Raw genomic sequence first — 21,883 nt, 5'->3', positions numbered from 1 at the left:
ACAAGAGGCCGCATGTCGCCAACACCTGATCTGATCATCCTCAACGGTTCTCTCCTGACCTTTGACGACGCCACGCCGAAGGCTTCGGCCCTGGCAATTCAGGGCGGCATAATTGTGGCTGTTGGAAACACCGACGACATCCGTACTCTGGCTGGGAATGGAACCAAAATCATCGACGCTGCGGGCGGCACCGTCATGCCTGGCTTTATTGATAGCCATGTCCACCTTTTCGGTGGAGCGGCCGAGTTGGGCATGTTGGACCTGCGCGAAACGACAGGCGCGGATGCTCTGACAAACGCATTGCGAGCCTTTGCGGCCGAGCACCCCGACGAACCTTTGCTTATGGGGGTCGCCGCCAACTACGAAATTCTTGGCCCCGGCGTCACAACGACACGGCAAGATCTGGATCGCATCCTGTCCGAGCGCCCGGTTGCGTTAATGTCGGCCGACCACCACACCGTCTGGGCAAACACAATTGCCTTGGAAAAGGCGGGCATTCTTCACGGCGGCGGCGTTCCCCCCGGTTCGGAAATCGTGATGGCTGGGGATGGTACCGCACAAGGTCAACTGAACGAAACCGGTGCTTTTGGCTCTGTCCTGCGCCTGTCGCAATTGGGAGGGCGCGATCTTCTGGGGTATGTTACAGGAGCGGACCCCTTGCCACCCGCAACACCAGAGGAACGCGCCTTTGACAAGGAAGTCATACTGCGTGGCCTGAAGCACTGCGCATCCCACGGGATCACGGGGTTGCACAATATGGACGGCAACTTCTATCAACTTGAGCTGCTGAGTGAACTTGAGGCCGAGGGGAGCCTTCCGATCCGTGTTCAGGTGCCCATGCACCTCAAGAACACCGACCCTCTGGATCGGTTGGAAGAGGCCGATGAAATGCGCCGTCGCTTTGCGTCGGATATGGTTTGGTCAGGGCGCGTAAAGATGTTTATGGATGGCGTGCTGGACAGCTACACAGCACTGATGCTCGCGCCGTATCCGGGCAAGCCGGAAAGCCTCGGCGATGCCGTATTCAGTGCCGAACACTTTAACGAAGCCTGCATTCGCGCTGATGCAATGGGGTTGCAACTCAGCACGCACGCAATTGGCGACGGTGCCGTTCGGCGCACGCTGGACGGTTACGAGGCAGCGCGCAATGCCAACGGCGCACGGGATTCCAGACACCGGATCGAGCATATCGAGGTGATAGACCCTTTGGATCTGCCCCGTCTGGCAGCCCTCGACGTCGTTGCCTCTCTTCAACCATTGCATTCACCCGCAGGAGGATTGTTTTCTCCCTATTCGGCCGGAGACATTCTGACAACCGAGCAAATCCCTTTTGCGTTCGCGTGGAACAAAATACGCGAGAGTGGCGCCAAGATTTGTTTCTCGACGGATTGGCCAGTCGTTCCCGTCGACACAATGATGACGATTGCCGGAGCGGTAAGCTGCAATGAGCTGCCATCGCCCTGGCAGGACAACCGTCAAAGCCTTATGGCCACGCTTTCCGCTTATTCGCATGACAATGCGTGGCTGGAGTTCAACGAGGATCAAAAGGGTCGTCTGAAGTCGGGATATCTGGCCGACATTGCCATTCTCGAACAGGACCTGTTTTCGATTGAGGAAAACCAATTAGCAAATGCGCGCATTGCTGTGACCGTTTGTGGAGGCGCCGTTTCGCATACAGCTTGAAATGCTAAGCATCGATTATATCAGTGCTTAGATAACTTCTTTTAGGCCGCGACGATTGTTGGCATTGCGCAGCAAAGCAGACCTTGGCCTCGAGCGCAGCGAATGGGTGCTGTCAGACGAATTCTAACTCGTCTCTGTTAGGCCAGTGAGGCTGTCCTTTATCCCGCGCCAAGTTCGCGCCACTCGGCAAGAGCGGCGGATCGTGTCAGCTTGAAGGTGTCTCGGCTGGCGAGCGATCTTTCCTGGTTGAAGTGGTTACAGACAGAGGAATGGACGGAGGCGAATTTCTGCAAACTTCGCATACGCCTGAAACGCTGCATGGCGCGTTCTCTTCGTCGGAACGGCAGATGAGAATTCTCAACGCGGTTGTTGAGCCATCTGCCCGTCATTTGCTTTTCCAACGCACCCATTTCTCTGAGCGCAGCCTTGTAGGATGCGAAGCGATCTGTGACTACTTCTTCAGCTTTGCCGTGCCGCTTCATTAATTTCCTGAGGAATTTCAGTGCTGCAGCTTTGTTTCGGCGTTTGGTGACAACGGCTTCCAGCACCTCGCCTTCGTGATCAACAGCCCGCCACAGATAATGTCGCTTGCCATTTACCTTCACGAAAGCCTCGTCGACGTGACACTTCCATTTCGAGAATGCACGAAGTTGCCGGACCCGTTTGCGTCTAATCTCACAAGCAAACATTGGGCCGAACCTGTTCCACCAATATCGGATAGTTTCGTGGCTCACGTCGATCCCGCGTTCGTGCAGCAGATCTTCGACATTCCGAAGTGAAAGAGGGAAACGGATGTACAGCATCACTGCAAGGCGGATGATCTCGGGACTGGTTTTGAAGTACGTGAAAGAGGCAGGTTTGGTCATGGGCAAAAGCTACGCAACACCCCTACCCCCGCTCAAGCAAAGTCGGTCTAACAAGGAACTAACTTGGCTTATTGATCTTGTCCAAAACAGTTTTAGCTGGCGAAACTCAAACTGCTACGCACAATAGCGGTAACGGCTGTGCACACTGAAGGGCAGAGAATTGGTACGCGCTCGCTAAAACTTTTTGTAGAACAAGGACAAAGAACGCCCATGTCCCCAAGCATCGCAATCATCGCGAGTGGTATTTACAGCCCACTCTGCAGTGCGATTGAATTTGCCAAGAAAGCGCAAAGCATAGGCTATGAAATCCGAGTCTTCGCCCCCACCAAAGCAGCAGGTCTACTGTCATTTGCAGGGCTCGAACATCACACAATCCCAAACCCAAAAATTGATACGCGGTCACCTCTCCTGCCGGCAACCAAACAAAAGCACGTCAGTTCGGCAGAAAAGAATAAGCGGCTAAATGCTGCGATTTCGGCGCTAGGAGTGGATACTTTAAAAGACGAGTTGAATGTCATCAATCCAGACCTGATCTTCATCGATTGCGAGATGCACGCCCATATCATCGTCGCATTGTCAGTCGGCAAGCCGGTCATTCAATACAGCAGCATGTACTTATCGCCCCCGAGTATTCAAGCACCGCCACTGCACAAACGTTCCTTTCCCGGGCAGGGCATTCTGGGTAGCAAAATCGGCGTCGCGTTTCTTTGGGCGCAGCACCTTTTCGGAAAGGCGTCAAAAATCCGGCGGAATCAGCGACGCGACCAAGGCGCAGATCATCCAGCGGCACTGATTGAACTTGCGCATAGGCTGAATGTGCCCATCAGGTCTTTGCGCCGGTTCGCGTGCTGGCAGATGCCTTGGTCATATAGAATTCCCACCGCACTGTTCTTGCCGCGCGCTCTGGACCTGCCGACAAAGACTTACGAAGACATGACATATCTTGGTCCGACGATCATGGCAGAGCGCGTCACTCGCGACTTTGACGAGCACCGCATTGCTGAGTTCTGCGACGCGTCAGGTGTGCAAAAACGGATTTATGTTGGTTTCGGCTCCATGATGTCCCCGGATGCGCGCTTAGTTCCAAAATTATGGGATATCGCTAGTCGTCATCAGGAGTGGCGCTTTTTGTGTGCGGCCGGAAAGCACTGGAATGCTATGGCGCGCCAGAATGTACCACGGAATGTGGAAATCCTAGAATGGGTGCCTCAGCAAGAGGTATTGGAACATTCTGACCTGTTTATCTTCCATGGCGGTACCAGCAGTTTGGTTGAGGCAGTTGAAGCGGGAACTCCGATGTTGGTCTTCCCCCATGTTAACGATCAAAAAGGCAGTGCCGCCCGGGTTGTATTTCATGGATTAGGCCGTGCAAGGCGAACGAAAGACTCAACCAAGCAAATTGAGGCCGACATTGTTGCTCTGTTGGATAACCCAAACATTGCCAAAAACTGCGAAAAAACACAGCAGGCTTGCCGGGTCGAGAGAGATAGCTTCGACCTAGGTTCATATTTGAGCGCGCTGTTTATTAAAGAGACGTGAAATCCCTGATACATACTTTAGTAGAAGGTATCGTAAACCGCAGAAAGCCAACAAAAAATACAGATACCTTGCCGAATTTTGTGATCCGATCCGCGCCAAACGCCGTAATACGGGTACTCATAGCGTATGAATGAAGCTCGTGGCACGAAAAAGACTAGCAACATTGACGGACGGCGATTGCAATTTCCAGAAATTTGCCAGTTCCCTTCCAGACATTGACGACCAGAACCTGCGTCTGGTTTGGAAGAAAATCGCTGCCTTCGACTTATTTCGACTGCTTCAGCCTAATTCGGACGTTGACACTTCCAAGTCAGCCTCGGAACTCTTAAAGATTATGATGTCATTCGGCAAAGGGTGCCGGGACAATGGTTTGGCGCTGGGTGTTAACTCACATATCTGGACTATCCAACAGCTGATTTCAGAATTTGGTTCGGAAGAGCAGAAGGACACGTACCTTCCTTCGATGATGGCTGGTAAAACGATTGGCGCGTTCGCTTTGACCGAAGAAAATGCGGGATCCGACGCTCTGTCACTTGAGACCAGGGCAGAACAAGCAGACAGCGGTTACCTACTAAGCGGCAAAAAGTGTTTTGTTGGCATGGGCCCGATTTGCGACATCGCTATCGTGTTTGCCTCCACTGCGCCGGGAAAAGGACGTTGGGGGTTATCTGTCTTTCTCGTTCACGCCAACGATCGCGGCTTTGTTAGGGGGCACAGTACCGACAAATTGGGGCTCAATTCGACTCCGATGGGGCATCTGTCTTTTGAGGACTGTTGGGTTCCCACTTCTCGCCGGATTGGTCCCGAAGGCGCCGGAGCGTCGATCATTCAAACAGTTCTGGATTGGGAACGAAGTTTCATTTTGGCTTCTCAGGTGGGCGCCATGTCGCGTCAATTGGCAGAGTGCGTCGATTTCGCAGCTGAGAGACAAGTCTTCGGTCAACCAATTTCCGAGTATCAGTCGATCTCGAACCGTTTGGCCGAGATGAGGGTGCGTTTAGAGACTTGCAAGCTCATGTTGGAACGCGCCGCGGAACTGTATGATCGCGGTGAGCCGCTGACCCAATTTGCCGCGATGACCAACCTTCATATTTCCGAGGCTTTTCTTGCCTCTAGCCTCGATGCAATGCGGACCTTCGGTGGCTCTGGGTATCTGAAAGGCTCAAGAGCAGGCGCAGATTTGAGTGATGCAGCTGGAGGAATTACGTACTCAGGAACTTCGGATATCCAGCGCCAGATCATCGCAAAATTGGAGCTTGCCCAACGCCGCCAACCTTTCAAAACGGGCGGAGAAAGCAATGAAGTCTAGTCCGATGGGCCGCCCAAACCCGACCTCAGTTTTCTTGTTGCCATTGATTTGGCGGGGTTATCTTGCGAAGCTTGGGCTTTTTTTGCTTTTAGCTTGGAGCTCGGTTGCTCATGCGCACCGCTTCAACGAAAGCTACATCTATTTCGATGTTACTGAGCGCACGTTAAGCGGCCGAGTTGAGATTACGTTACACGATCTCACCCGCATCAAGCAGAAGTCGAAGTCAGTGGAAAGCAAGCTGACAAAGACGCAGATTGTTGATCAAAAGGAAGAGTTTATCGACTACTTTCAAGATCGTCTCAAAGTCTCGCACGACGGCCAACCACTCGAACTCGAGTTCAACAGTATTTCGTTCTTTGGAACGAAAGGCCGAACCTATGCGCAGTTTTACTTTGACGTCTTGGGCGTCGAAACGACACCTGTAACGATAGTTCTATCGTACCGGGGAATGTTCGAAGACGTCGATCCAACGCATCGCGGTTTTGCCCTGATCGGCAGCAACACGCGTAACGCAATGGACGAGAATGAAGCTTATGTTTCGCTGATCTTTTCTGCTGGAGACGGCGAGAAAGAGCTTTACCTAAACGATGAACCTACGAAGGACATTGCGCGTACATTCTTTAAGTTTGGTGTTTGGCAAATGCTGCTGGGTTGGGGCCATGTCCTGTTTCTCGTCCCATTGCTACTAGGCGCAGTCATGCGGTCGGATAGCGGACAATGGCTTCCCGCCGAGAGTCTGGGCGATGGTGTTAGAGAAACCGCCAAAATTGTTACTGCCTTTACAATCGCACACACGGCAACTTTGTGGATAGCGACACTGACTGGCGTCACCCTTCCCAACATGCTGGTTATCGCCGGCATCTTCTTATCGATTGCTGTTGTTGCTGCGGGCAATCTAACCGCGCGCATTGAGGCCGCTTCGTGGAAACTGGTGGCTTTGTTTGGCATCGTGCACGGATTTGGGTTCGCCAATGCCCTTGACCAGCTTGGCCTTGAGCCCGCGCGCATCGCTCTTGGGTTGGGATCTTTCAATTTTGGCATCGAAATTGGACAGTTAGCGCTTATCCTATTGCTTTTCCCAGTCTTTTTCGAACTTCGAAAACTGACGGCCTATCGCTTGGTTGGGCTAAAGGGTGGATCTGTTTTGGCAATCGTACTTGCCCTACTTTGGTTCTTTGGACACTCGTTCGGGTCCTTCTCAAGTCCTGGTACGGCAAGCGCTGGGGGTACATTTGGATGACCAAACCAGCCTTCCTTGACGACATGCTGAAGCACTTCGGCGAAACGACTCCGCAGAGTGACGCAGTCGAATATTTGGGAGACAAACTCAGCTACTCGGGACTAAACGCCAAAGCCAACCAAATCGCCGATCATCTAACGGCGGCAGGAGTAGAGAACGGCGATCGTGTCGTAATTTGTGCGCCGAAGTCGTTGAACGCCGTTGCCGCAATCTATGCTATCCTTCGCGTCGGCGCGGTTTACGTGCCTATTGATCCAGCGGCACCATCAGAGCGAGCGCTTGCACAGACCCACACAGTCGCTCCAAGGGTTGTAATCACCGACAGCGAAAGAATGTCAGGCTTTGGGGATCAGTTCGCCGCATTCCAAGTATTGGGCCTGGACCAAGAACTATCAGAGCTAGCACCAAGCGGGACAACAATTGCGCAAAGTGCAAGGCGCCGAACAAACGACCCCGCCTACATATTGATGACATCGGGATCAACTGGCGCGCCCAAAGGGATAGTTCACACGCACAGAAGCGGTTTGGCGTATGCGCAAATGGCAAAAGAACTCTGCAATTTGCAGGCGACAGATCGCGTCAGCAATCACACGCCACTGCATTTTGATATGTCGATTTTTGACATTTTCAGCACTGCCCTGGCTGGAGGTTGCACGGTTGTCATTCCAGAAATGCATGCGAAGTTTCCGGCAAGTCTTGCGCAATTGACCGAGCAAAGCGGGATAACAGTTTGGTACTCTGTCCCCTTCGCTCTGACCCAAATGGTGGAGCGCGGGAAGCTAGGAGAAAAGGACCTTTCGGCCTTACGGGTCGTAATGTTCGCGGGCGAAATGATGCCTCCTGCGACGCTCAAGGAATTCGCAAAGCACACGCCGAACGCGACTTTCCTTAACGCATACGGCCCGACAGAAACGAACCATTGCATAACTGCCGAGTTTTCTCACTCAGAGCTGGACGGCATCAGCGCTTTGCCAATTGGTTTCGCAGACGCAGGCGTAACCGCTCGGATCGGCGAAGCGCAACTTGAGACCGATGAAGGAGAGCTTTTGATTTCGTCCGATCAGGTCATGCGGGAGTATTGGCAAGACACCAAGAAAACAAACGCAGCTTTTGTTGATTTGCCGGATCGCAACGGCACTGCCAGACGGTTCTACCGTACAGGAGACATTGTAACCCGCGACCAGAAAGGTCGGTTTGTTCTGGTAGGCAGGAAAGACAGGCAGGTCAAAATTCGGGGTTTCCGGGTTGAGCTGGATGAGATCGAGCTAGCTTTGATGAACAGTTCGAAGGTGAACGAGGCTGCAGTCGTTGTCGTTAATCAAATGATCCATGCGTTTGTAACCGGCGAGAAAGAACAAAACTTGCAGGACGTTCAGGCCGACATTCGATCTGTTTTGCCACAGTATGCTGTCCCTCAGTCAATTGACTGGTTGAACGTATTGCCCCGCACTTCAACCGGAAAAATTGATCGTACCAACCTGACAGAGCGCGCCAATGCAAAATACGCAGCCTAATACGCCAAACGGCGCAACTCGCACTTACATTCAGTCCACTTTACTTGGCGGGCGTGAAGTCACCGACCAACAGGATCTTCTGCTGAGCGGCATGATTGACTCATTGGGTGTTATGTCGCTGGTCGCCTTTCTTGAAGAGACGTATGAAATTCAGGTGCCGTTTCAGGATGTGACGATCGAGAATTTCGCGACGATCGAAACGATCATCCAATATGCCGAAACACAAAGTAAAAACTCGGGATAGGTGGACGGTCATGACGTTCGATTTGTCAGAAAGTCAAAAACGCTTTTGGAGGGGGCACAAACTTCATTCTGACCTTCCAATCTACAACATGGCTTGGCGGATTGATTTACACTTTGCGGTCCGACCAGAGGTGTTTCGGGCCGCGCTTCTGGCAACAATTAGGGATAACCCAGTCCTCAGGACAGTGTACCGCGACAGTGGCGGCGAACCCGTCCAATCAATTGGCGAGGCAATTGATGATGCACTGAGTGTTCTGGACTACAGTTCGAAAGAAAACCCAAAGGAACGCCTCGTAGCACAGATGGCGGACTGGGTTCAAAAACCCTTTGACCTCGAGCAATGCTCCATGCGCAACCAATTGGTCAAGCTGGCTGAGGACCACTGGGTTTGGGGCGTTTGTCAGCACCATATCATATGTGACGCTCAATCCGGCGCGGTCCTGTTTGACCTGGTGTCACAGCATTACTCAGCACTGTCACAGAACCTGACTGGCGAAATTCCTCCTTCCCCAGATTACTTCGAAAGCGCCGCGTTTACGAAGCTTGAGCCATCGGTGACTCAGACTGCATCGCGCACTGCCTCCTCGCCACCTTACGGCAGTAGCCCAACGCGGGAGTCATTTTCTACAAGACTATCTCTTCCAATCGATCAGGACACACTTACGGATATCGAGCACTGCATCGGAAAACCTGAATTCCGCTTGTTTACACCAGAGCTGTCGCGTTTGGCCCTGCATCTCACCGCTTACTTCGCATTCCTACATAGGGTTACAGGCGATGAGCTGATAACGATTGGATTGCCATCGCATAATCGTTTGTCAGACACTGATCGTAAAACTCTTGGTCTGTTTGTCGAAACTCTTCCATTTCCGGTTGAGATCGATCCCAAAGACTCTCTGGAGGCACTCCACGGCAAGGTCAAAACAGGCCTAGGGTCGTTCCTGCGAGAAGCGCGCCCGGGTGCTGTAGCAACTAAAAACACAAGCGATATCAGCGCGGTTCTGAATTTCATTCGTGCTAAATTCGAGAGTTTTGCCGGTCAACCAGCCTCGGTTCAATGGCTCCACAGCGGTGCGCACGACGCAGCCCATGCCATGCGTTTACACGTCACAGATTTTGCAGGAAATGGTGAGCCCAACCTATTCTTGGACGTTCACAACGAGATTCTCGACGTTGTAACTGGTGACAATGTTGCCGTGCATCTCGCCTGTTTTTTGAAGACACTTGTGCGAGCGCCAAACGAAAAAATAAATGCGATTGATATCGCATCCAACCCAGAAGACCGATCGATTGTGTTTGGCGCCGCCGAAGATCAGGACATCCCCCCGACAGTTCTGGACGCGTTTTCGCGTCACGTTGCAATATCCGCTGATAGGACGGCAATTTCCACGGCGGACACATCTATCAGCTATGTGGAAGTGGACGAACGCAGCAATCAGATTGCTTCTCAAATTCATAGGCTCGGAATCTCGACCGGATCACGGATCGCAGTTCACATGCCAAGATCGATCGATTTTGTATTGGCTGTTCTCGGGATACTGAAATCCGGGTGTAGTTTTGTTCCAATTGCCGCAAATGTCCCGTTCGCGCGGGCAGAACAGATCATATCGGGATGTGATGCGTCAGCAATTTTTGTAACTTCCGAAGATCACCGCGCATTCTCGTGCAAGAGCCTTTCTGTGTCCGAAAGCATTGGTGAAGCTACGTTCATACAATCTAAGGCCGAGGCATCACAAACTGCATATGTGCTGTTTACTTCTGGTTCGACTGGAACACCGAAGGGTGTTGCGGTCGATCATAGGAACCTTTCGCGCTATGCACATTGGGCGGCCAGTGCGTTTGGCGATGGAGGCCCCGCCCACTACCCGTTCTTTTCTTCGATCTCCTTTGATCTAACCCTTACATCCCTTTTTGTTCCGATGATTACGGGCGGATCGATCAGGATTTATCCAGAAACATCAGACCCTGACCTAGCCGTTTTGGACGTGTTTGCGGACGACCGGGTGACCACAGTAAAGCTCACTCCGTCCCACCTGTCCCTGGTCTGCAAAGCGGGCCAACCCGTCCAGACAATTGAAACGCTGGTCTTGGGCGGAGAGAACCTAACGTCGCAGCTATGCCGAAAAGCGCAAGATGTCCTGTCTCCTGCGATTAGGATTTGTAACGAATACGGACCAACTGAAGCTGTCATAGGCGCAATGCTGCATGAATTTGATCGCAAAACCGACACGGATGCATCTGTGCAGATCGGACAACCTGCCGCTGGCATTGCAATCAGTGTCCGCAACGATGCCCTGAACATCTGCCCCTTCGGCATCGTCGGAGAGATCGTCCTTAGCGGGCGTTTGGCCCAGGGCTACATAAGTTCTCATGCGATTTCGGATGAGAAGTTCGTCCAAGATCCTTTTGGTAAACAAGGTTGGATATATCGAACCGGCGATCTTGGCCGCATCTATCAGGATGGCAGGCTTGAGTATTTGGGACGCGCCGACCAACAGATCAAACGCGGTGGAGTCCGGCTGGAAGTAGCCGAAATTGAACATGCCATACGCCAGCATCCCGATGTGGGTGCGGTCTATATCGGCTTTGAATCAAGAAATTCCGTGATCAAGGCGGCAAAACTCTGCCGCAAATGCGGCCTTGAAGAAAACGTTCCGGGATCATCCTTTGCTGAGGACGATTTGTGTGGCGTGTGCGCCGAGTTCGAAGACTACAAAAACCGTGCGAACGCGTATTTTCGAAGCGAACCTGAGCTTGCCCAACTCATTTCAGCGGCCTCTGAGAAAGCCAAGGGAAACTACGACGCCGTAATGCTGCTTAGCGGCGGCAAAGACAGCACGTATGCGGCCTTCCGGCTTGCCGATTATACATCTCGCGTTCTTGCGGTGACACTCGACAACGGCTTTATCGCGGATCAGGCAAAAGCCAATATTCAACGCGTCACAGCAGATTTGGGGTGGGATCATCGGTACCTAAGCACCGACAAGATGAACCAGATCTTTGTAGACAGTCTCAAACATTACTCCAACGTATGTCAGGGTTGCTTCAAGGCCCTTTATACTTTGGCTTTCAGAACAGCACTTTCAGAAGGCGCGCCATTGGTCGTCACCGGACTGTCCCGTGGGCAATTCTTCGAAACTCGGCTGACGCCTGACCTGTTCAAGAACGCGCGCCCTACATGCGCACAACTCGAACAGATGGTAAACACGGCCAGAAAAATCTACCACGCTGAAGATGATGAACTGTCGAGATTGCTTGAGACAGACGATCTCAAAGACGGGCAGTTTCTGAAACAAACCGAAGTCCTGGACATTTATCGCTACATCGATGTGCCCGTCTCTGATGTGTATTCATTTTTGGAGACGCAAACAGCTTGGGTACGACCGAGCGATACGGGAAGATCAACGAATTGCCTCATCAACGATGTTGGTATTCATCTGCACAAATCGCGTGAAGGGTATCATAACTATGCGCTGCCCTATTCCTGGGATGTGCGCATGGGACACAAAACGCGTGAGCAGGCGATTGCGGAACTTGAGGACGATATTGACCAACAGCAAGTCACAGAAATATTGGATCAGATCGGGTTCGACGAGCCGATCGAACGCGAACCGCGCCTGGTCGCTTATGTCGCGAGCGACTCGGCCACAGAGCAGGGCATCTGGAATTTGCTACAGACGAAGCTGCAGCGCGAAATGATGCCGGACCAAATCGTTGTCCTGAAAGACATTCCCCTTACGGCGAATGGAAAGGTCGATCATGGCAAATTACCGACTGCGATATCAAAGCGAGGTTTCGCGCAGAAATTTTTGACACCTGAAACTCCCATGGAGGTCAGCCTGTCTAAAATTATGTGCGACGCTTTAAAAACAAGCAAAATTGGTACAAACAACGATTTCTTCGACCTCGGCGTGGATAGTCTGGCGGCCATTGAGATTGCCATGAAGGCGAATGAAAAAGGCATCGCACTGCCGGCGACAGCGTTGTTCGAGTATCGGACACTCAAGACTTTAGCGGCTTTTGCGGATGGTTTAGCGACCGAGGTTCTGCAAGACGAAGAGGAGCCTGCGCTGATCGACTTAGACGATGACGAATTGGCAAACATCACGCGGGCTTTGGGTTGAGATGGAGCATCCCAAAGGAATAGCGGACATTCTGCCATTGACAGCGGCACAGAAGGGAATGCTGTTTCAAGTTTCCGGTGGCAGTCGGCTGAAGGGACAATATGTTGCCGTGATCTCCTGCGCGTTAAATGGCCCTGTGGAGCCAAATCGCCTAAGGCGCGCGATGCAATCGGTCATTGATACACGCGACGCCCTGCGGGCTGGCTTTGTGTGGGAAGGGGTCAAACAGCCTGTCCAGGTCATTCAAGACGCCGTTTCCTTACCTTGGACAGAATTGGATTGGCGCGACGCTTCAGATATCAAAACACGTTTGTCAGAACTGGTTGACTCGGAACAGGTCAGGGAATTCAACCTGACTGCTCCGCCATTAATGGCAGCGACTTTGATTAGAACTGCTGAGAATTCTTGGCGTTTGGTTTGGACGATCCATCACCTGGTAAGCGACGGTTGGTCCACTAAACCGATGTTTAGTGAGGTATTTGACCACTATCAAAATGAAACACGCACAGCGGAGAAGCCGCCCAGCTTCAAATCCTACCTAGTTTGGTTGCGAAAACAGAAACACCTCACGAACCAAGACTTTTGGACAGAGTACTTAGCTGAATTGGATGAACCGGGCCTCTTGCCAGCAGGAAGGGACACGGATGGCCTCGAAGAACAGCATTCATATTCTCAGACTCTGGGCACCGACCTGCTGGAACAAGTCGAAGATCTGGCAAAAGGTCTGAAGGTAACGACAAACACCGTTCTGTCGTCTGCTTGGGCCTTGACCCTTCGACGAATCCTACAGCGTGACGATGTTGTTTTTGGAACAACGATGGCTGGACGCCCACCTGAAATCCCGTCGATTGCCAATGCGGTTGGCTCCTTCGTAAACACGCTGCCTACGCGCGTGAAGATAGATCCCTCGCTGAGTATTGAGGCGTTTTTGCAAAATCACGCTCGGGATCAGATCGAACATCGAAAAAACGAGTTTGCGTCACTCGCAGAGGTCCAAGCATGTGCACCACTACCGGCTGGCACACCCTTATTCGATTGCCTCTTTGTCAATGAGGGTGTCTCCATAGAGAGTATGGAGTTTGGGGAAATCCATCTCACCGGTCTTACAACCATTCAGTACAGCAACTACCCTTTGGCCCTATTGGTGACGCCGCACGGTCAATTCAACGCGCAAGTCTACTATGATCCGGCGCGAATGTCTCAGAAGACGGTAGAGGACTATGTTGCTTCCTATCGGGGTATTCTGGCTTCAATGGTTGAAAATCCCGAAGGAACAATTAGAAGCATTCGTCGCCCCGCGAGGCCTCAAATCGATCCTCAAACTGCCTACAGCCAAAAAGATGTTGTCCAGAGGTTTCTGCATCAAGCTCACAAAACGCCAGATGCGCACGCTGTATCAGATGGCAACCGATCTCTGAGCTATGCCGAACTGTCTGACATAGCTCGGACAATCGCGGGTGCACTCAAAGCACAAGGAGTGTCAAAAAACGACATCATCCCTGTGGCAACGGCCAGAGGAGCAGACGCCATCGCGGCGTTTTTGGGCGTTATGATGTCCGGTGCGGCCTATATTCCATTGGACTTGAATTACCCGTCCAAACGCATTGCTCAGGTGTTTGACGCGGCTCAACCCAAGTTTGTCGTTACCACCGCTGAATTCAGTGATCGCTTACCGAAATCGTCAGGACACTTGATCCTTTTGGAGGCAGACAACCCGTCGATCACCACCAAAGAGGTTGAGGTCGGGGAAATCGCTTATGTCATGTTCACATCGGGGTCTCAGAACATACCCAAGGGCGTCGAGATCACGCATGAGGGGCTAGCGCATTCAACGGCGGCCCGCGATGACGTGCATGGCAATCCGCCCAAAGCATACCTACTTTTATCGTCGTTGGCTTTCGACAGTTCGGTTGCAGGTATATATTGGACACTTACGACAGGTGGGCACCTTGTGATTGCGCCAACCCGCATCGAACAAGAGCCAGCCAAACTGGGCGCATTGATAACGCGCCACGAGATCACCCATACGCTGTGTTTGCCAAGCCTTGCACAAGGTTTATTGACGGTCGTTCCCGGCCGCGACTTACTAAGTTTGAATATGCTGATCGCCGCAGGTGAACCACTGACACCTGACTTGATCGAACTGTGTTCTGCCCAACTTCCTCAATGTCGCTTGGTCAACGAATATGGTCCCACCGAAAGTACGGTTTGGTGTACGTCTTTTGATACCGCCGAATACAAGGGGTCTGGCAAGGTCCCCATCGGTCGCACAATCCCAGGATGCTGGGTCGGTGTCGTTGACATTGACGATTGTGAACTTGAGCCTGGTGCGGCTGGCGAAATCGTGATTGCCGGAACGACCGTCGCCCGAGGCTACCTAAACGACGCAAAACAAACCAATGAGCGCTTCTTCCGTCTCGGTTCTGAAGGCCCAAGAGCATATCGCACTGGTGATCTTGGCATCTCTGACGCGTCCGGAAACCTGACCTTTCTTGGTCGAAAGGACAAGCAAGTCAAAATTCGAGGACATCGGATCGAATTGACCGAGATCGAAGCCGTGGCGCGCACTGTCACCGGACGGACACGGGTTGCCGCTTTGGTACAGGATCAACCAGGGGGCCCGGCGATCATCCTCGCTTTGGAATGTGATCCCGAAAACCTCTCGATTGCCAAGGTGAAGGACCACCTGGCGTCTTCTCTTCCAGTTCCGTTTCAACCCAAGGTCATTCAAGCTGTAGAAACATTTCCACGCCTTCCAAATGGCAAGATTGATACAAATAGACTGCTCGTGCAACTTGGCGGCAACCGCTCTTCCGACACGCTAAACCAACCGATCGGGGATCTAGAAAAACAAATTTCTGAATTGTTTTCTGACGTCATAGGTACGCCGTGCGACGATCGAGATGCGAATTTCTTTGATATGGGAGGCGACAGTCTCATGACGCTCGCCATCTATGCCAAGGCGAAGGAGAGCGGTATTGAATTCCAGCCGACGGATTTATTCACATTTCCAACCGTACGGCAGCTTGCGGCGCGTGTTCAAGAGTTGAAGAAAGACACACTGGAAGAGCCGAAGATCAAAACGGTGCAGCTTTCGAATCAGGGTGGAGCCGAAACCCCTGTTGTTCTCATTCACTGCCCCATGGCTTTTTATCGTGAAGTGGTTCAAGGCCTCTCATCAGATCACACCGTCGCCCTGGTACCGAGCCATCGCCTGCCAGGTCGAAAGGTTCCTTTTGACCAATCGATGGAAGAATTGGCCAAAGAAGCGATCACATCCTTCATCGATAAGTTGCCAAACCGCCCAATCGTTTTCTGTGGTTTTTCCGCTGGAAGCGCGTTAACGATGGAAATCATCAGGCAACTTGGCCCTGCCAGAGTTGCCGGGTTCATCGCTCTTGACCCTCCCTACAAAATGCTCGGGTCGAATCCCGATCTCCAGCCTCTGTTTTTCAAGACTTATAAAAGGTGGCGGTACCAATTTCGCACTCTGAAACATCGCAGAAGAGCAAAACATCAACTACCTCATTTCAAAGATGCTTTGGCCGACCCAAAACACAGCCGTGAAGACCAAATTGACGCGGTGTCATTAGTCTACGACCTGGCCATCAATGAGTTTCGTGTCCCTCGGATTGACGTCACCACGCACGTGTTTCTAACACCTGGCAACCCGTCTTTGACCCCAGGTGACGTTCTGGACACGCATCTTCGGAACAAACAGCTGTTTCATTTGTCGATGCCCCACAGTGAAGTCATTCGTGAGTCAAAATCACGCCAAAAAATTCTTGCCAGTATTGTCTCGCTCACTCAGGCCAGAACAAAGTAGAGAGGTCTTCTCGGTCAATCTCCCGTGACTCAACGCGCAAAGCTTTTGTTAGTTACTGGTATTTTGAATCGCTTTGGACAGCATCAGAATCGCATTTTCATATGCATCTGCAAACGACTCATCTTTAGGCCGCTGAACAAGCGTGGGAAAAACAACGCTTTTTAATCCAATCGCGTTCGCGGCTTCGATTGCGGAGGCCGGAGGTTCAGCCTCCCAAATGATAACGTCCGCATTGGTCTGCTCTTTGAGTGTGCGAAGCTCGACAAGCTGTGCAGCACTTGGGTCAGCGCCAGCCTCCCACTCCAGCGATACGATCGAAAGATCATAGGCGCGGCCAAGGTACTGGTACCTTGGGTGGGTTGCGATAATTCCTGTATTCGAGGCGTCAGGGAGTGCGGAACGGGTTTTTTGGTCTAAGTTGCTGAGCTCTGCCCGCAAATCTTCGAGCCGGCCTTTGACCTCTGACGCGGGCAAGAGGTCACGCTGGATGACGGCATTTGCGATCGCTTCAGCTTGTGCAAGTGCTAAGGACGGGTCAAGCCAAAGATACGAGGCAAGTGCTTCGTGAGAGTGCTCGCCTCCTTCACCATGACTGTGGGTAACGGATTCGGTGACAATGTACTGATCTTCGATATCGGCAGATGTGTTTACCAATCTGGACCGGCGTAACGTGACTCGATCGGCCCAAGTTGCAAAGCCTGCGCCGTTCAGAAGGATCAGGTCTGATGACTGGATCATGCTGATATCACTGATCGAAGGCCGCCAGTAGGACGGATCAACATCTGCGGGCACAGGAAATACCACATCTGCATAGTCTCCCATAAGCCGCTGTGCCAAGTATTGAAGCGGGTAATTCACAGCGACCACCTTGGGCCGCTCTTGAGCCACAATCGCGGTAGCCATCAGCGTAGTAAGCAGGATAAAGGCGAATTGTCTAAATAGTAGTTGCATCACTAGCTCCCGCATCTTCGTGAGATATCTTCTGGCGTGATAATCCAATAATTGTCGTGGCCGCCTGTATCGACCTCAACAACCAAACCTGTGGAGTGGTTGAGGCTGTTCAAAAAAACGCGTGCCGTACCCTCGCTAGTAAGGGGCAGCGTGATCAATAATAGGTTTTCTCCATCAAAAATGCGTACATCGCCTTTTTGTGCGACCTTCCCGTTCGAAAATTTGGCTTCAACGGTAATGGTTTCGCAATCGACTGATGCGAACACAACAAGTTGGTGCGCGATGGCAGATAGAGGCATACCAGCCACCAGCGCAATCACACCAAAAGCCCGTTTCACTGGCCCGTCCACTTTTCAAAATGAACCCAGATAACAGCGCCCAGTTCCACGGCCTTTTCGACGCCGTCTTGGGGCAACGTGTAATCAGCAGTGTTCAGCGCAGCAAATCCCCACCAACCGTTGGATGGTGTTGCATAGGTAAACACACCGTCAGCATCGGCCTTAATTGTTTGGGTGATCATCAGTTCATCCGGCGCTGCTGCGCCGGCGGCATTGTTGAAGAATTCCACTTCAACTTCGGCATAAGGCACCGGTTCACCATCCAATTTCACTATTCCCTGAAAGACATTCCGCTCCCAAAGTCCAAACGGTTTAGACAAAGGAATAATCTCTGTCTTAAGCCCAAGCTCGGTATCCCAGCCTTCGTCATCGCCGTAAGCCGTTACGTAAGTTTTTGTGTAGTGAATGATGAAGGCGTCCTCGGCTGGCTCCCAATACGGTTTGGGCTCCATCGCGAAGACATAGGTTCCCGGGCGTTCCAAGAGATAGTCGAGCTTATAGCCCAGATTGTCCATTACTGTGGCATCTTGCAGGTCGCCAAGTAGGTCAGCTGCCTCACCATCGTGCGTAACCGTAAAGGCCACAGGTTTTTCCAACATCATGCCGTCCATCTCGAATGGATGCGAGAAAGACATCGTCAACGAAACGGTGCGCCCATCTTCCTGACTGATCATTGGATCATTTGGGACAATCATGCCGTAATGCGCAGATGCCGGTGTGATCACGACACCGACCAACACGGCAGCCATAAGAATTTGCTTCATTGTTCTCCCTTCCTCATACGCCCAGCGCAAGCAGCCAACCCACCCAAGCCTCGGCATTTTTTGCCACCAATGCGGCACCGGCGGCCGCGATACACCCGGAAATGACCAGCAGTGTCACTGTTTCAGCAGTCAGAAGACGCAAAACCATGCCCCGACGTGCTCCAAGTTGGACGGCCGTCGCGATTTCTTTCGCGCGAAGTCGGAAACTTAGAAAAACTGCTAAGCCGACGGCTGCAAGCGCAGCCATAGCGACGATCAAAGTCACGACGTCCATAAGCGATTTGACCCGAAAGATGCGTTCAACCAGCCCTTGGACAACATCAGCAGGTTCGACCAACTGCGTTGGACCTTTGGCATCCAGATAGCGACCTTTCAGGATCGTCGCCGCGCGTGTCTCGTTGGGAACGACGATCGCGGCTGTTACTGGAAAGTCATCCTGCGATCCGTGGAAATGAAAGCTCTCAATATTCTCGGGTGTTATTTTTTGAAATTGTACAACTGCTGCATTGGCAAGAGCATCCGTACCGGCAGCAATTTCAGCTGCGGATACGACATCTTCATGTCCATGCCCTATCCCCTCAATCACCCAAGCCGTTTTAATGTCGACAAAAATTACCTGATCATCTGGTGTGCTTGTAGGCTCGAGCACACCGACGATCGGCATCTCCAACGGATAAACACCGTCCAGATCGAACAGGTTCTCCGGAGACGAAACCAAGCTATCGCCCACGCCCTTCTCCAGTGTGGCGGCGACGCCAGCACCAATCACGGCATCCCCCAATAGTGAAAGACCGCGCCCTTGCGCATAGTTCAGATCGCGGAAATCAAAGTAATCTAGCGTCGTACCGACGATCCTAAACCCGTCAGAAGAGAATACCGTGTGTATCGGGATCGGTAATGCCAGACCGCTGTCCCAAACACTATCCACTTCGCGGTTCGCAATAGGATCAGGTCGCTCCTCAGAAAAGTAGATCGCGGCCATGGTTAAATCCAATTGCGACCCCCGGCTACCGAGAAGCAAGGGGGTCGCTTCTCCTCGCGATGTGAGAGCCGTTTGGCTCGTCGCAAGCAGTATCTGTGTCGCAACAGGAACAAAGAAGATCAGCGCAGCAGCCACCACAAGGATGAGACTTCGAGCCCAAAAAAAGCGCATGTAAGCGAAAGCGAGGTAGAGGGTATTCATACTTCGGCCGCTTCGCGGAATTGTGCAAAATCAATCACTCGTTCGAAACGCGGCAATAGCTCGTGATCATGCGTAACGGCAAGCACTGTTGCGCCCGCCTCGGCGGCTTGGTCGAACAATAGATTCAGGATTCGCCCTTTGCTTTCTGGGTCAAGATTACCCGTCGCTTCATCCGAGAGGATCAGCTTTGGTCGCGCGATCAAGGCACGGCAAATCGCAACGCGTTGCTGTTCGCCCTGGCTTAGCTCGGCGGGATGCCTGTCCAGTTTGTCGCCAATATTGCAGGCTTCAGCCAGGCTTTCAACTCGAGTGCGAACTTTGGCGTCCAATCTCAATGCCGGCGTTATTCGGTAAGGGTACAAAATGTTTTGCCGCGCAGACAGATATTCGAGCAATGCAAAGTCCTGAAAAACAAAACCGATGTGACTGGCTCGAAACTGGCGGCGGTCAGCGTCTTTCATACCTTTGATATCGATACCTGAGACCTCAACCTGGCCGCTGTCAGGGGAAAGAATCCCGGCAATCAATTTCAGAAGTGTTGTCTTGCCGCTACCGCTCGGACCGATGACCGAGAGACGCTCCCCATCCCTCAAAGACAATTCGGGAACCTTTAGTCGAAACCCGCCCGAATGGTATCCGAAGGCCAAATTTCTAATGCTGATCATCAACCACCTTCTTGGGCATAAAACGTTTCACCGGCGGTGTCCCGATTGACATCACGCAACTCAAATTCTGTTATCCGCCAAGCTCCGTTGATTGGTTCAATTGAAAGGTCCGCGCTGTATGTATTTCCGCGCACATGCATGTGCTCGGTGTGACCAACAGTTCCGATGACCTGCCACGTCGCATCAACAGAAAGCGTCGCCGAGCTGCTTTCAACCCGGCTTTCCAGCAAGCTGATTTCGTGAATTGTCTGATCAGCCTCGTCCAACCCGCCGCCAGCCATCGCTCCGACCCTCTCAAGGTAAAGGTATTCCAGTGCGCCTCCGTGGGTCACTTGCGCAAGAGAGTCGTAAATCGCGTCTTCTTGGGTTTTGCCGAAGGCGTCGTAAACGACCAGCAACAACGCTGGCGTTAGCTCACCCACCAACTCGCGCGCAACTGGGATCGTCATCCCGGGCATTCCCGGTACAGAAAAGGAAACTGTTTCCGCTGATTGCTCTGGGCCTTCGGAAGACAGATACAAAACGCCAGCAATCATACCGACGCCTAAAGCAAACGCTGAGCTTAACAGTAACTTCTGGCGCACTTTAACCTTCCTTCGTCTGTCTTCGTTACGTCGAAAACTTGGCCTTGGATCAAAAAAAACGCTCCAGATGCGGTTGCGTCCAACTTTTTTAAGGAGTTTTCCTGATTGACCGAAGTTGTGCGAATTGGGCGTTCAAGCGGGTCGCGACAAACCGCACTTTGGGCTCGGTGCTGTCAGACTAATTCGAACCAGTCTCAGTTTGCCGCAGAAACCGTGAACCTATCCGGAACAAAGCTGACGCCACTCGCTAAGAGCGGCGGCGCGGGTCAGCTTGAAGGTGTCTCTACTGACTAGCGATCTTTCCTGGTTGAAGTGGTTGTAGACAGAGGAATGGACGGAGGCGAACTTCTGTAGACTTCGCATGCGCCTGAAACGCTGCATCGAGCGTTCGCGTCGTCGAAATGGCAGGTGCAAATTCTCGACGCGGTTGTTGAGCCACCTGCCCGTCTGTTGTTTTTCGGTCGCGCCAAGCTCTCTGAGAGCGGCCCGGTACGATGCGAAGCGATCCGTGACGACGGTTTCCGCTTTACCGTATCGCTTCATCAATTTCTTGAGGAATTTCAGTGCTACAGCTTTGTTTCGGCGTTTGGTGACAATGGCTTCCAGCACCTCGCCTTCATGACCAACGGCCCGCCAGAGGTAGTGCCACTTCCATTTGGAGAATGCGCGTAACTGCTGAACACGCTTACGTCTGATCTCGGCAGCAAGCATCGGGCCAAACCTATTCCACCAATATCGGACGGTTTCGTGGCTCACGTCGATGCCTCGCTCGTGCAACAAATCTTCGACATTCCGGAGCGAGAGCGGGAAGCGGATGTACAGCATAACCGCAAGGCGGATGATCTCAGGACTGGTTTTGAAATACTTGAAAGAGGCAGGATTGGTCATGGGCAAAAGCTACGAAAGCCCCCTGCCCCGCTCAAGCAAAGTTCTTCTGACAAGACCGGGCTCAAAGTGGACCTTCGCCGCGTCCTAGCTGAATGACTTTTTTGGGCTCGAAGCAGACATTCGCTGCATCCTTAACGAACAACGTATTTCCGAGGTCCAATTGTCT

At 52.3% G+C, this 21,883-nt stretch carries 16 protein-coding genes; 8 read left to right on the top strand and 8 right to left on the bottom strand.

Annotated elements, in window-relative coordinates; genetic code table 11:
• Nucleotides 1–12 precede the first annotated feature (12 nt).
• A complete protein-coding gene (locus tag ACR0MQ_RS21285; RefSeq protein ID WP_170776107.1) occupies nucleotides 13–1,683 on the top strand; it encodes an amidohydrolase in 1,671 nt (556 codons plus the stop codon).
• 158 nt (nucleotides 1,684–1,841) lie between these two features.
• Here ACR0MQ_RS21285 and ACR0MQ_RS21280 read toward each other — a convergent pair whose 3' ends face one another.
• Nucleotides 1,842–2,549: an IS6 family transposase gene (locus tag ACR0MQ_RS21280; RefSeq protein ID WP_480610662.1), complete on the bottom strand. Its 708-nt coding sequence runs from the start codon at nucleotides 2,547–2,549 to the stop codon at nucleotides 1,842–1,844.
• A gap of 210 nt (nucleotides 2,550–2,759) precedes the next feature.
• Between ACR0MQ_RS21280 and ACR0MQ_RS21275 the strand changes: the two genes are divergently transcribed.
• The 7 genes from ACR0MQ_RS21275 (at nucleotide 2,760) to ACR0MQ_RS21245 (ending at nucleotide 16,344) form a co-directional block, all read left to right on the top strand.
• Entirely contained in the window at nucleotides 2,760–4,088 is a 1,329-nt protein-coding gene (locus tag ACR0MQ_RS21275) for a glycosyltransferase (protein WP_170776109.1), read from the top strand.
• 130 nt (nucleotides 4,089–4,218) lie between these two features.
• Nucleotides 4,219–5,397: an acyl-CoA dehydrogenase family protein gene (locus ACR0MQ_RS21270; protein ID WP_480610659.1), complete on the top strand. Its 1,179-nt coding sequence runs from the start codon at nucleotides 4,219–4,221 to the stop codon at nucleotides 5,395–5,397.
• On the top strand, nucleotides 5,387–6,637 hold the full coding sequence (locus ACR0MQ_RS21265) for a HupE/UreJ family protein (RefSeq protein WP_480610656.1): 1,251 nt from the start codon (nucleotides 5,387–5,389) through the stop codon (nucleotides 6,635–6,637). The genes ACR0MQ_RS21270 and ACR0MQ_RS21265 overlap by 11 nt, the downstream gene beginning before the upstream one ends.
• A complete protein-coding gene (locus tag ACR0MQ_RS21260; protein WP_170776111.1) occupies nucleotides 6,634–8,151 on the top strand; it encodes an amino acid adenylation domain-containing protein in 1,518 nt (505 codons plus the stop codon). The genes ACR0MQ_RS21265 and ACR0MQ_RS21260 overlap by 4 nt, the downstream gene beginning before the upstream one ends.
• Entirely contained in the window at nucleotides 8,132–8,395 is a 264-nt protein-coding gene (locus ACR0MQ_RS21255) for an acyl carrier protein (RefSeq protein WP_480610653.1), read from the top strand. Before ACR0MQ_RS21260 ends, ACR0MQ_RS21255 begins: the two co-directional genes overlap by 20 nt.
• Before the next feature lie 10 nt (nucleotides 8,396–8,405).
• Entirely contained in the window at nucleotides 8,406–12,518 is a 4,113-nt protein-coding gene (locus ACR0MQ_RS21250; RefSeq protein ID WP_480610650.1) for an amino acid adenylation domain-containing protein, read from the top strand.
• Nucleotides 12,481–16,344 (top strand): non-ribosomal peptide synthetase, encoded by a 3,864-nt coding sequence (locus ACR0MQ_RS21245; protein ID WP_480610647.1) that lies wholly within the window; start codon nucleotides 12,481–12,483, stop codon nucleotides 16,342–16,344. Before ACR0MQ_RS21250 ends, ACR0MQ_RS21245 begins: the two co-directional genes overlap by 38 nt.
• A gap of 48 nt (nucleotides 16,345–16,392) precedes the next feature.
• Here ACR0MQ_RS21245 and ACR0MQ_RS21240 read toward each other — a convergent pair whose 3' ends face one another.
• The 7 genes from ACR0MQ_RS21240 to ACR0MQ_RS21210 form a co-directional block, all read right to left on the bottom strand.
• The gene (locus ACR0MQ_RS21240) at nucleotides 16,393–17,295 is read right to left on the bottom strand and encodes a metal ABC transporter substrate-binding protein (protein ID WP_480610644.1); all 903 of its coding nucleotides are present in this window, start codon (nucleotides 17,293–17,295) and stop codon (nucleotides 16,393–16,395) included.
• 2 nt (nucleotides 17,296–17,297) lie between these two features.
• Nucleotides 17,298–17,633 (bottom strand): hypothetical protein, encoded by a 336-nt coding sequence (locus ACR0MQ_RS21235; protein WP_170776117.1) that lies wholly within the window; start codon nucleotides 17,631–17,633, stop codon nucleotides 17,298–17,300.
• Entirely contained in the window at nucleotides 17,630–18,397 is a 768-nt protein-coding gene (locus tag ACR0MQ_RS21230; protein WP_170776119.1) for a DUF4198 domain-containing protein, read from the bottom strand. Before ACR0MQ_RS21230 ends, ACR0MQ_RS21235 begins: the two co-directional genes overlap by 4 nt.
• 13 nt (nucleotides 18,398–18,410) lie before the next feature.
• On the bottom strand, nucleotides 18,411–19,379 hold the full coding sequence (locus tag ACR0MQ_RS21225; RefSeq protein ID WP_480610639.1) for an ABC transporter permease: 969 nt from the start codon (nucleotides 19,377–19,379) through the stop codon (nucleotides 18,411–18,413).
• 197 nt (nucleotides 19,380–19,576) lie between these two features.
• On the bottom strand, nucleotides 19,577–20,245 hold the full coding sequence (locus tag ACR0MQ_RS21220; protein ID WP_170477910.1) for an ABC transporter ATP-binding protein: 669 nt from the start codon (nucleotides 20,243–20,245) through the stop codon (nucleotides 19,577–19,579).
• Nucleotides 20,245–20,829: a hypothetical protein gene (locus ACR0MQ_RS21215; protein ID WP_170776123.1), complete on the bottom strand. Its 585-nt coding sequence runs from the start codon at nucleotides 20,827–20,829 to the stop codon at nucleotides 20,245–20,247. The genes ACR0MQ_RS21220 and ACR0MQ_RS21215 overlap by 1 nt, the downstream gene beginning before the upstream one ends.
• A 219-nt stretch (nucleotides 20,830–21,048) precedes the next feature.
• The gene (locus tag ACR0MQ_RS21210) at nucleotides 21,049–21,717 is read right to left on the bottom strand and encodes an IS6 family transposase (protein WP_480610636.1); all 669 of its coding nucleotides are present in this window, start codon (nucleotides 21,715–21,717) and stop codon (nucleotides 21,049–21,051) included.
• Nucleotides 21,718–21,883: the final 166 nt, after the last annotated feature.

The organism is Ruegeria sp. AN6 (genome assembly GCF_056540425.1).
This window is presented reverse-complemented; position numbering and strand designations above follow the sequence as displayed.

Coding starts and splice junctions, on each gene's coding strand:
- ACR0MQ_RS21285 (WP_170776107.1), top strand. CDS start 13: ATGTCGCCAACACCTGATCTGATCATCCTCAACGGTTCTCTCCTGACC.
- ACR0MQ_RS21280 (WP_480610662.1), bottom strand. CDS start 2,549: ATGACCAAACCTGCCTCTTTCACGTACTTCAAAACCAGTCCCGAGATC.
- ACR0MQ_RS21275 (WP_170776109.1), top strand. CDS start 2,760: ATGTCCCCAAGCATCGCAATCATCGCGAGTGGTATTTACAGCCCACTC.
- ACR0MQ_RS21270 (WP_480610659.1), top strand. CDS start 4,219: ATGAAGCTCGTGGCACGAAAAAGACTAGCAACATTGACGGACGGCGAT.
- ACR0MQ_RS21265 (WP_480610656.1), top strand. CDS start 5,387: ATGAAGTCTAGTCCGATGGGCCGCCCAAACCCGACCTCAGTTTTCTTG.
- ACR0MQ_RS21260 (WP_170776111.1), top strand. CDS start 6,634: ATGACCAAACCAGCCTTCCTTGACGACATGCTGAAGCACTTCGGCGAA.
- ACR0MQ_RS21255 (WP_480610653.1), top strand. CDS start 8,132: ATGCAAAATACGCAGCCTAATACGCCAAACGGCGCAACTCGCACTTAC.
- ACR0MQ_RS21250 (WP_480610650.1), top strand. CDS start 8,406: ATGACGTTCGATTTGTCAGAAAGTCAAAAACGCTTTTGGAGGGGGCAC.
- ACR0MQ_RS21245 (WP_480610647.1), top strand. CDS start 12,481: ATGACGAATTGGCAAACATCACGCGGGCTTTGGGTTGAGATGGAGCAT.
- ACR0MQ_RS21240 (WP_480610644.1), bottom strand. CDS start 17,295: ATGCAACTACTATTTAGACAATTCGCCTTTATCCTGCTTACTACGCTG.
- ACR0MQ_RS21230 (WP_170776119.1), bottom strand. CDS start 18,397: ATGAAGCAAATTCTTATGGCTGCCGTGTTGGTCGGTGTCGTGATCACA.
- ACR0MQ_RS21225 (WP_480610639.1), bottom strand. CDS start 19,379: ATGGCCGCGATCTACTTTTCTGAGGAGCGACCTGATCCTATTGCGAAC.
- ACR0MQ_RS21220 (WP_170477910.1), bottom strand. CDS start 20,245: ATGATCAGCATTAGAAATTTGGCCTTCGGATACCATTCGGGCGGGTTT.
- ACR0MQ_RS21210 (WP_480610636.1), bottom strand. CDS start 21,717: ATGACCAATCCTGCCTCTTTCAAGTATTTCAAAACCAGTCCTGAGATC.